The 14,800-nt window shown below is 58.0% G+C and carries 12 protein-coding genes; 8 read left to right on the plus strand and 4 right to left on the minus strand.

The annotated features are described in order from the left end of the window. Positions 1-148 precede the first annotated feature (148 nt). Entirely contained in the window at positions 149-1,792 is a 1,644-nt protein-coding gene (locus M504_RS21060) for a sensor histidine kinase (RefSeq protein ID WP_052200310.1), read from the plus strand. 51 nt (positions 1,793-1,843) lie between these two features. Continuing rightward, positions 1,844-2,638, plus strand: a complete 795-nt coding sequence (locus tag M504_RS03675) for a TIGR00282 family metallophosphoesterase (RefSeq protein WP_047488125.1) — start codon at positions 1,844-1,846, stop codon at positions 2,636-2,638. 1 nt (position 2,639) lies between these two features. Here M504_RS03675 and M504_RS03680 read toward each other — a convergent pair whose 3' ends face one another. Together M504_RS03680 and M504_RS03685 are read right to left on the minus strand one after the other, a co-directional pair. Then, complete coding sequence (locus M504_RS03680; RefSeq protein ID WP_047488129.1) at positions 2,640-2,969, minus strand: hypothetical protein; 330 nt, start codon at positions 2,967-2,969, stop codon at positions 2,640-2,642. A gap of 72 nt (positions 2,970-3,041) precedes the next feature. Continuing rightward, positions 3,042-4,346 carry a hypothetical protein gene (locus M504_RS03685; RefSeq protein WP_047488133.1) on the minus strand — a complete coding sequence of 435 codons (1,305 nt, stop codon included), beginning with the start codon at positions 4,344-4,346 and terminating at the stop codon, positions 3,042-3,044. 404 nt (positions 4,347-4,750) lie between these two features. On the opposite strand from M504_RS03685, the gene smc reads away from it, so the two are divergent. Next, positions 4,751-8,608 carry a chromosome segregation protein SMC gene (gene smc / locus M504_RS03690; protein WP_047488135.1) on the plus strand — a complete coding sequence of 1,286 codons (3,858 nt, stop codon included), beginning with the start codon at positions 4,751-4,753 and terminating at the stop codon, positions 8,606-8,608. 80 nt (positions 8,609-8,688) lie between these two features. Here smc and M504_RS03695 read toward each other — a convergent pair whose 3' ends face one another. Next, positions 8,689-9,828 carry an NAD(P)/FAD-dependent oxidoreductase gene (locus M504_RS03695; protein WP_052200312.1) on the minus strand — a complete coding sequence of 380 codons (1,140 nt, stop codon included), beginning with the start codon at positions 9,826-9,828 and terminating at the stop codon, positions 8,689-8,691. A 55-nt stretch (positions 9,829-9,883) separates the two neighbouring features. Here M504_RS03695 and M504_RS03700 point away from each other — a divergent pair, with 55 nt between their 5' ends. The 5 genes from M504_RS03700 (at position 9,884) to M504_RS03720 (ending at position 14,132) form a co-directional block, all read left to right on the plus strand. After that, positions 9,884-10,324 (plus strand): MarR family winged helix-turn-helix transcriptional regulator, encoded by a 441-nt coding sequence (locus tag M504_RS03700; protein WP_047488140.1) that lies wholly within the window; start codon positions 9,884-9,886, stop codon positions 10,322-10,324. 84 nt (positions 10,325-10,408) lie between these two features. After that, positions 10,409-11,302 (plus strand): phosphoribosylaminoimidazolesuccinocarboxamide synthase, encoded by an 894-nt coding sequence (locus M504_RS03705; protein ID WP_084214374.1) that lies wholly within the window; start codon positions 10,409-10,411, stop codon positions 11,300-11,302. Positions 11,303-11,304: 2 nt separating this feature from the next. Beyond that, entirely contained in the window at positions 11,305-11,922 is a 618-nt protein-coding gene (locus M504_RS03710) for a CvpA family protein (RefSeq protein WP_052200314.1), read from the plus strand. Beyond that, on the plus strand, positions 11,919-12,209 hold the full coding sequence (locus tag M504_RS03715) for a helix-turn-helix domain-containing protein (protein ID WP_047488143.1): 291 nt from the start codon (positions 11,919-11,921) through the stop codon (positions 12,207-12,209). The genes M504_RS03710 and M504_RS03715 overlap by 4 nt, the downstream gene beginning before the upstream one ends. A gap of 18 nt (positions 12,210-12,227) precedes the next feature. Next, positions 12,228-14,132, plus strand: coding sequence for a hypothetical protein (locus tag M504_RS03720; RefSeq protein WP_047488147.1), 1,905 nt, complete (start codon positions 12,228-12,230; stop codon positions 14,130-14,132). 5 nt (positions 14,133-14,137) lie between these two features. Here M504_RS03720 and phoU read toward each other — a convergent pair whose 3' ends face one another. Continuing rightward, positions 14,138-14,800 carry a phosphate signaling complex protein PhoU gene (gene phoU, locus M504_RS03725; protein ID WP_047488150.1) on the minus strand — a complete coding sequence of 221 codons (663 nt, stop codon included), beginning with the start codon at positions 14,798-14,800 and terminating at the stop codon, positions 14,138-14,140.

Raw genomic sequence — 14,800 nt, forward strand, 5'->3', positions numbered from 1 at the left:
GCCTCTCCAAAGGAGTGGATTCAATCGATTCTACCAGTCTTTAGCCTCGGAACCAACTCGCACCGCTCTTTTGCCGGAAAAGCCGCGCCACACATCTGGCAAACTCAGTCCTGCATCTCAACCTAGTGGAAAGACCTCCCCTGAAACGATGCCGATTCGCCCAATTCCTTCGTCGGTGACAGACGACTCGCACCAAAGCCATCTGCTGGACCGCGTGCGTCTTCTCGCGGAAATTGACGAGGCTGCGCGCCGTCTTCTTTCGCCAGAGGAAATTGTTCTTCGCTCTGCCACGCTGCTGGGCGAATTCCTGCGAGTGAATCGCTGCGCTTTTGCCGATGTGGAAGAAGACGAAGACACGTTCAACCTGACCGGCAACTACCTGAACGGTGTGCGAACCATTGTGGGGCGTTATACGTTCCATGATTTTTCGCTGGAGTGCCTGCGATGCATGCGGGCAGGCGAGCCTTACGTGGTCTACGACAGCGAGGAAGACTGGAGCACGCAGGCTGTGCTGGAGGCTTTCCGTGCACCGCAGATTCGTTCGGTGATCTGCGTCTCAGTCAAACGCGGCGGCGTGCTGCTGGCTGCTATGGCTCTTCACTGCAAGGAGCCGCGTGTCTGGACCGCGGATGAAATCGCGCTACTGCAGGCTGTTGCGAATCGCGTGTGGGAGTCGATCATCCGCATCCGCAGCGACAGAAGAGCAGTCGAAGCTCGCGAAGTATTGAACATGGCCCTGGAGGCCGGACACGCAGGTGTTTTCGACTGGAGCATCCAGGATGATCGCATTACGTGGTCTCCGCAATTGGAAGCACTGTACGGTGTGCCGACCGGCACTTTTGAGGGTAGCTTTTCAGACTGGTCGCGCCGTGTTGTTCCGGAGGATGCGGAACGAGTCAAGCATGAGATCGCGACCGTCATGCAAATGCAGCAACGCGATTTTGGTTACGATTTCCGCGCCTGCCTGCCTGATGGGACACAGCGATGGCTGCATGGACAGGCTCGTTTTCTGTATGCGTACGATGGCACGCCGCTGCGCATGATCGGCATTAACATCGACATCCACGAACGGAGACAGGCGGAACTGGCTCTGCTGGAAAACGAGAAACTGGCCGCAGTGGGCAGATTGGCAGCTTCCATTGCGCACGAGATCAACAATCCCCTGGAGTCCATTACCAACCTGCTTTACCTATCGCAGCATAGCGATGACATCACGGAGATCCAGCACTATCTACAGACCGCGGAGAAGGAACTCTCACGTGTTTCTGTTATCAGCGCGCAGACCCTGCGCTTTTACAAGCAATCCACCGCTCCACGGCGCGTGACGGTCCAGGAATTGTTTGAGAGTGTGATCTCTGTGCTGCAGGGGCGACTGTTCAAACACGGCGTGCAGTTAGAACAACGATGGTGTGCCGCTCAACCGGTTCGGTGCCTGGACGGTGAGATCCGGCAAGTGTTGGCCAATCTGATCACCAACGCCATTGATGCCCTGCCCGCCAACGGTGGCCGCATCTGTCTGCGTTCCCACGACGGGCAGGATCGCAAGGGCCGTAAGGGCGTGTACATCGTGGTGGCTGATACGGGAACCGGCATGCCTCCGCTGGTGCAGAGGCGCCTGTTCGATGCCTTCTTCACCACGAAGGGTGAAGAAGGAAACGGGCTGGGCCTTTGGGTGAGCAAGGAGATCGTGGATCGGCATGAAGCCGTGCTGCGGCTTCGGAGCAGCCAGAAGCCCGACGCAAGCGGTACGGTCTTCCGCCTGTTTCTTCCTTTCACTTCGGCAGTTGGCTGATTCTTTCGGAGTGCCTTGCAGAGCAGACCTCGCCGCTGCAACACTGTTCAGGTGAACATTCTTTTCGTAGGCGACGTCTTTGGCTCGGCGGGCCGCCGTATTGTCGCCGAACACATCGGCCATGTGCTTGAATCCAACGCTGTCGACCTTTGCATCATCAATGGCGAAAACGCTGCCGGCGGGTTCGGTCTAACACCTCCCATCGCCGATGAACTCTTCGATCTGGGCGCGCATGTCATCACCACGGGCAACCACTTCTGGGACAAGAAAGAGCTTCTGGATTACCTCAAGGTCCCGGTGGATTCGCACGACCGTCCTCGCCGCATCCTGCGCCCCGCGAATTTCGCCCCGAAGACGCCGGGGTTTGGCGTGTACGAAGGCGCGCTGCCCAACGGGCAAGCCTATGCCGTGGTGAACCTGCAAGGCCGCGTATTCATGTCGCAGAACGATGATCCGTTCCGCAAAGCAGACGAGCTACTGAACGGTATCCGCAGCCGCGTGATCTTTGTCGATTTTCACGCCGAAGCCACCAGCGAAAAGATCGCGCTGGGATGGTATCTGGATGGCCGCGTTACTGCCGTTATCGGCACGCACACCCACGTTCCCACGGCGGATGAACGTGTTCTTCCCAGCGGCACGGCCTACCAGACAGACACAGGCATGAGCGGGCCGTACGACTCTGTGATCGGCGTGGAACGGCAAGCAGTGATTGACCGCTTCCTGACCGGCCAACCAGCAAAGTTTGAGGCCGCCAGGGGAAACCCGAAGATGGCTGCGACGCTGGTCGAATGCGACGGCGCCACAGGCCGCGCCTATGGCATTCGTCGTATCCTGCTGGGCGAATAGGTCAGCGTGCCTCTTCGAGAGCAAAGCGCCCCAACGGGATAGCTTCTGATACCCGTGGCTTGTTATCGAGAGGCGAGACGGGATACGAGTCTGACGTTCCGGTTGGGTAGCCATACACATTGCCGGTGCGCAGGTTGACGACGACCTTTCCAAGCACCTGGCCACCCTTTGCGATGCGAAGCATGTGAACGCCCGGCTCGATATAAAGCGGGTCAAATGAGTTGGCGTCGGCATGGACAGTAGCCGGTGCAATGTAAGGCCGTACAGCAAGCACCATGAGAGAACCTGCAATCAGGCCCAGCAGTACATTTGTCGCGCGATTGGTTGGCATGAAACCATCCCTTTTTCTGCAATAGCGAGAGGCAGCCCGCAGGCTGCCTCTCGTGGTTCTGCTGTATGCGTCCTAGCGACGGCGAGGAGCTGCCTTGTGCGCCGGAGCTGCCTTGGCAGCCGGCTTGGCAGCGGCCTTCTGTTCGATCTCGCCACCCGTCATGGTGATCATGAGGGGCTTTTGCGCGTACGAGTCAAAGGTTGCAACCACGTTGACGTCTGAACCGGCAGCCGGAGCTGTCTTCGGAGCTTCCTTCAGCGTGATCGTGAAGTCGGCAACCAAGGGATTCGCCTGCTTCGCGTCATCGGAAACAGCAAGCTGCAGGCTGGTGTCGGTGATGCTGACAACCTTACCCGGAACCTTGGTTTCCTTGCCCTTGAAGCCGTCAAACACCTTCTGTGCCTGATCTGCGGTGCCGTTCTGAATGATGTATTCCACGTCAGCCAGAGCCAGCTTGGTTACATCGGGAGTGCTGTCCAGAACCTGCTTCACAGTGTCTGCAGGGGTGGGAGCGGGCTTAACGCTGGTGGCGAATTCCGGTGCCGGGAAGACGCTTGCTGCAGCAGCAGTCTTGACCGCGTCATAGCCATCTTCTGCGCCGTGGAACTTCTTGTAGCAGTAGGTTGCCAGCGGCTGGAAGGTGGGCTTGAACTGGTCCGGTGCGAAGGTCGCGGTGCGGGTCGCAAAGAACGTGCAGTTCAGGTAATCCGGCGGCGTGCTGGTGTAGTACGCCTGAGCCAGGAAGTAGGTGTCCTGAAGGATTTGGCCGGGCTGGTGTGTAGCGGCCGGGTCAACCGACTTCAGTTCAGCGGTGTAAGCAGCAATTGCGCCTGCCGAGTCCTTCTTGGTCAGCGCATCGATACCGATGGCCGAGTAGAAGTAGGGTGTTACCTGCTTGGTGATGGCGGTCCAGTCTGCATCAGCGACAGCAGCAGGCTTGGTTACCTTCAGGCCCTTGCTGGCAGCGTCTGCAGCTTTGTCATAAGCAGCCTGCTTGGCGGCAGGATCCGTCGCGGAGTCACCCTGCGCCTTCAGAAGGCTGGTTTCCAGCGCCAGAGCGCGAATGTTGTTGGGATCCACGGCCAAGAGACGGTCCGCAGCCTCCAGGGCCTTGGGTGCGTTGTTGGAGCCGGCGTAACCCGCCAGCAACTGTTCAAGCACGGTACCCTTCACAGTGGACGCGGGGTACTTCGTCAGGAACGCCTCGGCTGCCGCGGCCTTGGTGGCGCCGTCGGTGGCCGTGATCACCTTCTGGTAATCCGCGTATTCGTCCTGCGAGAGTTGAGGTCCCTGTGCTGCCTGGGCAAACATCGGTGTCACAGCTACTGCGGAAACGCAGGAAACTGCCAGCATCGAGGCAAGAAATGCCTTCTTCATCGAACTCTCCCTGTTCTTTTTTCGATCTGTATTCAATTCAGAGCACTACCGTGCTTCTGTAGGTCGCACAGGCTTGAATAGATGCAAGCAATGTATCAGGTGTAGGTATGCATTCTGAAGAACCCTCTTTAAACGTGTGTTGAATCACGCCTATTTTGACGCATGAGAATGCCGATTATCGAACCGGATTCGGAATATTGCTCCAGCTCCATCCATTTTGCCGAGCGATTTTGTTCGGGAGCCGAAATACACCACATATACGAAGGCACCCCTTTCCGTTGCGTTTAGGGACCTCTTATCCACAAGATAGACCCTGTATCTCGCTTGATTCCGCCCCTGCAGACGCTTAGCCTCAAGTCAAACAGGAATACCGTCCAGAGAGGCGGTGTGTTGGAGGTTCCCTTTTGCTCAAGCTCAAGCGCGTTCAGATTCTCGGTTTCAAGTCGTTCTGCGACCGTACGGACGTTCAGCTCAGCGGAAATGGCATTGCCGCCATCGTTGGTCCCAACGGCTGCGGCAAATCGAACATCTCCGACGCCATCACCTGGGTGCTGGGCGAACAGAGTGCCAAGAGCCTCCGCGGCATCAAGATGGAAGACGTCATCTTTGCCGGAACACGTGATCGCAAGCCCACCGGCATGGCCGAAGTATCACTGACGCTGGTTGATCCTGATGTGTACGACGCCAGCGACAGCGGCGATGCCATCAGCATTGGGTCTGCAGGCAATCGTCCTGCAGAGCTGAACGATTGGGACGAACAGAGCGAACGCGACGTCCGCTCTGCCGATACCGCAGCCGCCATTGCTGAAGCGCAGCCCGGGCCGATACCGGTTGGTGAAGATTCAGAAGAAATTGAAGTGGATGCCCCACAGAGCGCAACCGTCGATGAGAACGGTGAGCCTGTTGCTCCTGTTGTTCTGAAAATTCGTCGTCGCAAATTTAACCGCGCTCCAGTACGTGCGGGTGAAATCACCATCACGCGCCGCCTGTTCCGTTCGGGTGAATCGGAGTATTTGCTAAACGGCAAGATCTGCCGTCTGCGCGACATTCAGGACATCTTCTTCGGCACGGGTCTTTCGGGCGAAAACTACGCCATCATTGGGCAGGAACGCATCGGTCAGTTGCTGTCGTCGAAGCCGCTGGATCGCCGCTCCATTCTGGAAGAGGCTGCGGGCATCACGCGTTTCAAGACGAAGAAGCGTCTTGCAGAACTGCGACTCGAAGCCAGCAAGCAGAACCTGGCCCGCGTGGATGACATCTTCGACGAAGTGACGCGACAGATGGGTTCACTGAAGCGTCAGGCTGCGAAGGCCGAACGCTATGGTCAGATTCGCGATGAACTGCGCGGCAAGCTGCGCATTGTTCTCCGCTCGCGCTTATCGCAGCATGACGAAGATCGCAATGCCTCGGAAACAACGATTGCCAAGTTGACCGAGACGATTGATACCCAGGCTGCTTCACTGGAAGCACTGGACGCGGAGCATACTGCAAGCGTCACGCGCGGCTATGAGTTGGATGAAGAGATCCGTGTGGCACAGGGGCGCACCAACGAGACGCGCATTGAACTGGAGCGCGCGACATCGCGCATTGCCAGCAATCACGATCGCATCCACGATCTTGCTGCACGCATTGCCAGCGGCACCGATGAACTGGCGCAGTTGAAGCACCAGATGGAAGGGCTGGCCGCGGATCGCGAAGGTCTGCAGAAATTTCTTGAAACAGCGACTGCCGATACGGAAGAAGCTCGCCACACGGCCCAGGATCGTCAGCAGGAAGCAAATGAAGCGCAGGCTCAGGTGAACTCGGCTGACCGCGATGCGCAACAGGGACGCCATCATTCCATGCAGTTGATGCAACGCATCAGCAATGTGCATCGTGAGGAGGCACAGGCGGCGGAGTCACTTGCCGGGCTTGAGCGCGAAGCGCAGCGACTCGTGTCAGAGAGCGAACAGGCCAAGGCCGAACTGGATGCGCTGGGTAAACAGCGTGGCCAGGTGAGCATGAGCTTTGAATCCATCACCGATCGCCTGAAGCGGCTTGAGGCAGAGATTGCGGAGTTCCGCATTGAGCTGAGCAACAAGCGGAACGAAGAGATGGAGATGCGCCGCAAGGGTGATCATTTGCGTGCGGAAGCAGCTACGCTGACGGGTCGTCGCAATTCACTGGAAGCACTTATTCGCGACCACAGCTACTCCAGTGACACGGTGAAGAAGCTATTCAAGGCGAACGATATTGCCAGCACTGTTGCACCGGTGGGAACACTCGCAGACTTTCTGGAAGTGGAGGACAAGTACGGCCTGGTTGTCGACGAATTCCTCAAAGACGAGCTGAACTATGTCGTCGTAAAGAACTGGAATTCAGCGGATGCAGGCATTGGCCTGTTGAAGACCTCCGTCGATGGGCGTGCCACCTTCCTGGTCCATGAAGACCATGCACCTACCTACATGGACGGCATGCAGAGCCGCGTCAACGGCGATCTGCGTGGAGCGCGTCCCCTGAAGGACTTCATCAAGGTGCAGAATGGTTTTGGCCGTTCGCTGGAAGTGATTCTGCCGAAGCTGCGCGAAGGCTACATTGCACCGGATGCAGATGCGGCACGTGAACTTGCGGTCACGAATCCTGAAGCGTTCTTCCTTGCGCCAACGGGAGAAATCTTCCACAACCTGACTGTCACGGGCGGCAAAGCACGTTCCGGTGGCCCGCTTGCATTGAAGCAGGAATTGCGTGAGATTCAGGTAAAGCTGGAAGGCGTGCAAGCAGAGCTGTCGCAGAGCGAGGTTGGCGTTGCGGCGCTGACGCGCGACATTCACGACCTGCAACAGATCATTGAAGTAAAGAGCAACGAACGTCGTGATGCGGAGCGTGAAGCCGCCAACAGCGGCGCTGCGCTGCGCCAGATGGAATCAGAAGCTGCGCGCATTGAGCGTCGTCTTGCGGACTGGTCGCTGCACACGGAGCGCAATCGCGATGCGCGCGCACAGCGACAGGAGCTGATCGAGCGCAAGCAGGCCGAAGCCGCGCAGTTGACTGCTGAGCGTGAAGCGATTGAGGTACGCATCAACGAAGCGATGCTGCGTACCGATGATCTGCGTCGTGCACGTGAAGAAGCGCAGTCTGCCGCTGCTGCTGCCGCTGCTGCACTTGCAGGATTGGAAGAGCGTCGTCGCAATGCTTCTGCAAACTTCGAGCAGAACGAGCGTATGCGCAATACCACGCAGCAACGCATTCATCATCTGGAAGGTCAGAATGCAGGCGCCACAGCGGAACAAGCTCGTCGTGAAGAAGAGACTGTCGCGCTGCAGGCACAGCAGGAAGAACTGACCGCACAGCGCGAACAACTGAATGCCGAGGCCAATCGCCTGACGGCGGAAGCCTCCGCTCTGCGTGCTCAGATTGCAGAGAAGAACAACACACTTCGCACACTGCGTACGGAGATCGACGGTCTGCGCGAACAGCGCGCCACGTTGCAGGCGAAGATTGCACGACTTTCGAGCGAGATTGAACATCTTGAAGCCCAGTCGCTGAATGATCTGAATGTGCCTGCGGAAGAGTTGCGTGCGGACACCACCATTGAAGCCATCACGTCCGAAGCGCTCGACGCTGCGGAAGAAGACACGCGTTCGCTCAAGGGCAAGCTGGAAGCGATGGGCCCGGTGAACATGATGGCGCTGGAAGAGTTTGCCGAAGCAGAGCAGCGTCACGGCTTCCTGGAAGCGCAGCGCAAGGACTTGCTGGACGCGATCGAAAACACCCAGAATTCCATCAAGGAAATCGACGAAATCAGTAAGACGAAGTTCGACGAAGCCTTCGCCATCATCAACAAGAACTTCTCCGACATGTTCGTGAAGCTCTTCGGTGGCGGACAGGCGCTGATGAAGCTTACCGACGAGTCGAACTCTGCGGAAAGCGGCATTGATCTGATTGCATCGCCTCCGGGCAAGAAGCTGCAGAACGTGCTGCTGCTCTCCGGTGGAGAGAAAGCCCTCACTGCCCTGTCGCTGCTGGTTGGTATCTTCCAGTTCCAGCCCAGCCCGTTCTGCGTGTTGGACGAAGTCGATGCACCGCTCGACGAAACCAACGTGGGCCGCTTCGCACGCCTGATCCACGAAATGAGCAAGGAGACTCAGTTCGTGGTCATCACCCACCACAAGCGCACGATGAGCGAAGCCGACGTGATCTACGGCGTCACTATGCAGGAGCCCGGCGTGAGCAAAATCGTCAGCGTAAATCTCAACAAGGCGGAACGGCGAGCGGTAGCGTAGGTTCCATCGTTTACAGAAACCCAAATCATCGAAGGGGCCCAGCTAAGCTGGGCCCCTTCACACTTATGCGCATCACCGCTCTATGACTTTGCGGGAAACGCTCTTGCCTTTGGGATAAGCTGCTGCATCATGTGGAAGCTATGCGTGAATCCGTCTGGTGAAAAAGCCTTCAGGATGGCTGCATTTGCCGCTGCAGCCGGACGTTCGCAGCGTGCTGCCATAGCCTCTTCGAAGATCGGAAGCTGCTGTCTCCAATCCTTCTGCAAGAGGACTTCGGCAAGCTCACCTGCATCCTGCAGTGCGAAATTTGCGCCGTCGCCGCCGAAGGGACTCATCACATGTGCGGCGTCTCCAAGCAATGTGACACCCGGTACATGTTTCCAGCGATGTCCCGGCGGCAGCCAGTAGATTCCGCGCACACCAACCACTTCATCGCTCTCTGCAATCAGGCTGGTCAGATTGCCAGCCCATCCGGAAAACTTCTTCATCAATTCAGCGCGAATTTCAGCTTCCGATTTTCCCGCATAGATATCCACGGGACCGTGAAACGCTGCGTAGAAGCCGATATGCGCGTTCGCATCGCGATGCATCATCAGCCCCATGCTGTCGCCGAGAGAAAACGTCATGCCATGCCCGACAAGTTTTGCGATGGCAGGATGGCGTCGATCCACATTGTGAATACCCAGTTCCACAAAGACGATTCCGCTGTATTCCGGTTGTGCAGGGGATACTGCTGGACGGACTTTTGACCATGTGCCATCGGCGCCCACCACCAGGTCGTAGCGCTCACGATGGCCGCCCGCAAAGATCACGTCGCAGGTTCCATCCTGCTGTGCTTCAACAGACGTCACATGCTGATTCCAGCGCACCACGTCTTGCGGTAAGGAATCAAGCAGCATCTGACGCAGATGGCCGCGATCTACCTCAGGCCTTTCACCTTCGGAACTTTCATCCAGCAGGCGCAGAGTTCCTTCCTTGTCGTAGAGCCGCATCTGCTGGTCCTGATGACGGGCGATACGCTGGAACTCTGCGGTTAGTCCGGCCTTTGCCAATGCAATCTGGCCGCTGTCCGCGTGGATGTCCAGCGAACCTCCCTGAGGCCGGTAGACAAAGGAAGATTCGCGTTCCAGGACGGCGACTTCCCTGCCGTTTTGATGGAGGATGCGCGCCAGTGTTACCCCTCCGGGTCCTCCACCGACGATTGCGATGCGTGCAGTCATTTACATAGCCTCCTATTTATTATTCATAGGATACTATGCATTTAGAAAACGATTCATGGATAGCAAATTTTCTCCAGGGCCGGGTCAACTCATCCAACGCATGGCGCGCATGAGTAATCGCTGGATCGAGCCACGTCTGCAGGAGATGGGGCTGGCTGTGGCGCAGGTGCCGGTGTTTGGGGCATTGCAGCAGCGGGGTTCGATGTCACAGCGAGAACTGGCCACGCTGCTGCATGTGGAGCAGCCGACGATGGCGCAACTTCTGAATCGCATGGAACGCGACGGTCTGATTGTCCGCAAACCCGATCCGAACGATGGCCGCAGCAGCCTGATTTCAATTACGCCGCGGGCGCTCAAACGCTCAGAGGCTGCACGCGATGTACTGATGGAAGGTCGCCAGATCTCGTTGCAGGGGTTCACAAAGGCCGAAGTGGACACGCTGCAACAGCTTTTGCAACGCATGGTGGACAACATGGAAGCGGAACTGGGCAAGTAACAATTCTGGTTCATTTCCTCGCGCCTCAGAAGACGGGGCTTTCCCTTGTTGCGCCAAAGTGATGAACTGGTGTGTATGAGTGAAATGCCACTGGGCGACCGGAAACCGATTTTGAGCGGTAAGGTGCGAGACCTGTATGAGGCCGGACCGGACCAGCTGCTCTTTGTTGCCAGCGACCGCATCTCTGCGTTTGATCACGTACTGGGCAGCACCATCCCGGACAAGGGCAAGGTGCTTACGCAGATCTCCCTTTTCTGGTTCGACTATCTACGCAACCTGGTGCCGAACCATCTGCTGACGGCCGATGTGCGCGATTATCCCGCTGATCTGCAGCCGTACAGCAACTACCTCCGTGGCCGCAGCATGATCGTCCACAAAGCAAAGATGGTGCAGGTGGAGTGCGTGGCTCGCGGCTTCCTTTCCGGATCGGGATGGAAGGACTATCAGCGTACCGGCGAAGTGTGCGGGATTCCGCTGCCTGCGGGTCTGCGCGAGAGCGATCGCCTGCCGACGCCGATCTTCACGCCCGCGGCAAAGAACCATACCGGGCACGATGAAAACATCGGATTCGATCAGGTGGTGGCTTCAGTGGGCGGTGAACTCGCCGAGAAGCTGCGCACGCTGACGCTTTCCATTTACACCACCGCCGCGAAGTATGCGGAAAGCAAGGGGCTGATCCTTGCGGATACGAAGTTTGAATTTGGCTTCGTCCCGGCAAAGGACGGCAGCGACATGCTGGTTCTGGCCGATGAAGTCCTGACACCGGATTCGTCGCGCTACTGGCTCGCGAGCGGCTATGCTCCCGGTGGAGCGCAGCCTTCGTTCGACAAGCAGTACGTCCGCGACTATCTGGAAGAGATTCACTGGGACAAGCAGCCTCCTGCGCCGTCGTTGCCGGAAGAAGTGGTCACCGAGACGCGGTTGAAGTATCTACAGGCGTTCATGCAGCTGACGGGCAAGGCAAAGCTGCCGGAATAACGATGAACGAAGCTCTCCATGGCGCGGCGGCTGGACTGGGGCACATGAACCCCTTGGACTGGTGCATTGCGCTGGTGCTGACCCTGTCGACCGTGATGGCGTTTATGCGCGGTCTGATTCGGTCAGTGGTTTCGTTGGCGGGGATTCTGGCTGGGGTGCTGCTGGCGTTCTGGTATTGCCATCGACTTGCGGGGTGGCTGCATCGCTGGATCACGCAGTCGTCTTTGGCGGAAGTTGCGGCGTTTGTGCTGATTCTGGTTTCCGTGATCGTGGTGGCCGCGCTGGTGGGGCGGGCACTGCGGGGGGCGTGTTCGGCGGTTGGATTGGGTTTCCTGGACCGGCTGGGTGGGGCCTGTTTCGGCTTTGCGAGGGGGATTTTGCTGCTGGCGGCGTTGTTGTTGCCGGTGGCTCCGTTTCTGGGGAGTGTACCCGCGGCACAAACATCTCTCTTGCTTCCCTATTTGCTTCCGGCCGCACATGGGATATCCTTCGTTGTGCCGCGTGACTTTGGCAGACGACTCTCCGCAACCGATTGGCTGACCCATGCCAGGACGGCTGCAGGCGAGTGGACGCCCGCCGTAGTCCGCACGATGCCATCTGAGCGAGGTAAGTACGAGTGAAGCGCGAACTGGACGCACTGGTGGCACAAATGCACGCCGATGGCATTTCCTATGAGGACGCTGTCCGCGAATTCAAGCGCCGTTACCTCCTTCAGGTACTCATCAATCACCGCGGCAATCAGTGCAAGAGCGCTGAAGAACTGGGCATGCACCGCAATACGCTGAGCCGTACGCTCGCGGAGCTGAACATGGACACCGCGCAGATTCGCAACGGCTTGAAGCGTCCGGCACGCAGCGAGCGCGCAGCGGGTACACCGCGTCTGCAGACGATCGCCCGCGTCCGTTGAGCTGCGTCTAACCAAGCAGTGGTTACTGCATCCAAGCTGATTTCTGGCGGTCTGCTGGCAGGCGTTTGCGCTGTTGCGCCGTTTTCTGCCTGTACCGCGCTTGCGCAGCGAACTCCGAACCTTCCCCCTGATTCCCAGGAACCGGCGGCGAGAAAGCCGAAAGAGCCTTCGCAAAAGGATCGCGACGCGGCCGAGAAGGCGTATCTCTCCGGGGCGAAAGAGCTCCAGGACGGACGTTTCCCGCAGGCTGAAAAACTCTTCGCGCAGGCCGTCGATCGTAATCCCCTGCGTAGCGAATACGTGCAGGCACTCCTGCTGGCACGAGAACATCACCTGACCGACCTGCTTCACGAAGCCGCCAAAGAGCGCACCACGAATCCCGCCGTTGCGGAGGCGCTTGTGGCGCAGGCACGGCTGCTGGATGCGTCGAATCCTGCCGTTGTGCAGCACGCCCCCCCTGTCGATCTACATCCCATTCGAACCGAGCGGCTGGCCACAAGCATTGTGCTTCTGCACAATGCATCGCGGCACAGCTATCACCAGCGTGGAGATATTCATTCGCTGGCGGAGACGGTTGCCCGCGATTACGGTCTCCGTGTGGTGCTCGATCCTGACATGCAGACGAAGGATTTCCGCATGGACGTGGACGATGCCAACTTCGACGAAGCCATGCGGGTGCTTGGGTTGGTCAGCGATTCGATGTTCGTTCCGCTGGATGAGCACACGATTCTGCTCGCGCAGGACACCATGCAAAACCGCCAGCGATATGAACGGATGGTGGAGGAAGCCTATTTCTTTCCGGGATATGCCGCCGATCAGCTCAAGGACTTTGTGAGCATTGCGCAGACCATTCTGAAGATCGACAAAGTCAGCGTGGATGCCGGGCAGAACGCCATCGTGGTGCGCGGTCCGGCGGATCTTGCCGACGCGGCCGAACGTATCTTCACTGACCTGATGGGTGGCCAGAGCGACGTCGTGTTTGATGTGAAGGTCTACTCCGTGGACCATTCGCGCATGCGAAATCTGGGCGTGGTGTTGCCGAGTTCGTTCACCGCCTACAACCTGGCGACAGAGGCACAGAGCATCATCTCCGCAAACAGTTCGCTGGTGGAACAGCTCATTGCCAACGGCGTCATTCCATCCGGCACCAGCAATGTGGAGATTGCGGCTTATCTCGTCTTTGTGGCCGGGGTGAGCGGCTCCACTTCCTTGACCAATACGTTCTTCGTTTTTGGCGGAGGATCGACGACGACCGGCGTCACCACAGCGAACGCTCCCACAATCAATCTTGCACTGAGTACCAGTGATGCCCGCACGCTGGAAGATGTTCAGTTGCGCGCGGGAAACATGCAGAACGCCATCTTCAAGGCCGGGATGCGTTATCCCATTCAGACGTCGCTCTATAGCGATATTGCCAGCAGCACTTCTGCAGCCAACACGTCGGTGAACGGCGTGAGTTTGGCCAGTTTGCTGGCGCAGTACACCGGATCCAGCTCCATCAGCAACGGTTCTGTCATCCCGCAGGTGCAGTACGAAGATCTGGGCATCACGCTGACCGCGAATCCCAAGATTCAATGGACGGGAGATATCTCCACGCATCTAGACATCAAGATCACCGCGCTTGCCGGAACATCGCTCAACGGCATTCCGATTCTGGCGAGCCGGCAGTTCTCGTCGGATCTGACCGTGCACGACGGCGATACGGTGATGATGATGAGCCAAACCACCAGTACGGAAATTGCTGCAGTTATCGGACTTCCCGGTTTAAGCGAAATTCCAGGATTTCAGAGCACGACGAACAAGAACGGCAGCAAGTCTACCGGCGAGTTGGTGGTGCTGGTAACTCCGCACATCACACGCCATGCACATACGTCAGCGCGCGGGCCTTATATTCCACTGCAGTCTCGCCCCGAGACGGATTAGTTTCGTTACGCCGCCGGCGCTGCGTGGCGAATGTCGCGTCCCTTTACCCAGAAAATGACATCTTCCGCGATGTTGGTGGCGTGGTCGCCTACGCGTTCCAGATTGCGCGCAATCAGCATGGCATGCAGCGCCTGCGAGGTGTACTGCGGCTGATTGCGGATCACGTTCGAAAGCGCGTGGAAGGCAGCAGAGTTCAGCGTATCCACTTCGTCGTCCAATGCGAGTACGTTTTCGGCAAGCTGCGCGTCACCGTCGATGAAGGCTTCCAGTGCTTTACGAATCATTGCGGCAGCGAGCGTTCCCATGCGCGGAATGTCGACCGGAAGATCTACCGGCTGCAGGTCGTTCGTTTCTCCGGCACGCAGGGCAATGTTCACGGCCAGATCGCCGACACGTTCCAGGTCACCATTGATACGGATGACTGAGAGGATGAAACGCAGGTCCACGGCCATAGGCTGTTCCATGGCGAGCAGGTCGAGCGCAGTGGAATCGATCTCGCGTTCGAGGCGATTGATGGCTGGTTCGCTGCGGCGCACAAGCTCCACCAGTTCGGGGTCGCGTGTGCGGTACGCCTCAATGGAACGCTGAATGGCCTGCTCCGCAAAGCCTGCCATCACCAGCAGTTTTTCCTTCAGTTCGTCCAGCGATTGATGAAAGCGTTTACGCAT

It is taken from the genome of Terriglobus sp. TAA 43, assembly GCF_000800015.1.
GTDB lineage: Bacteria > Acidobacteriota > Terriglobia > Terriglobales > Acidobacteriaceae > Terriglobus.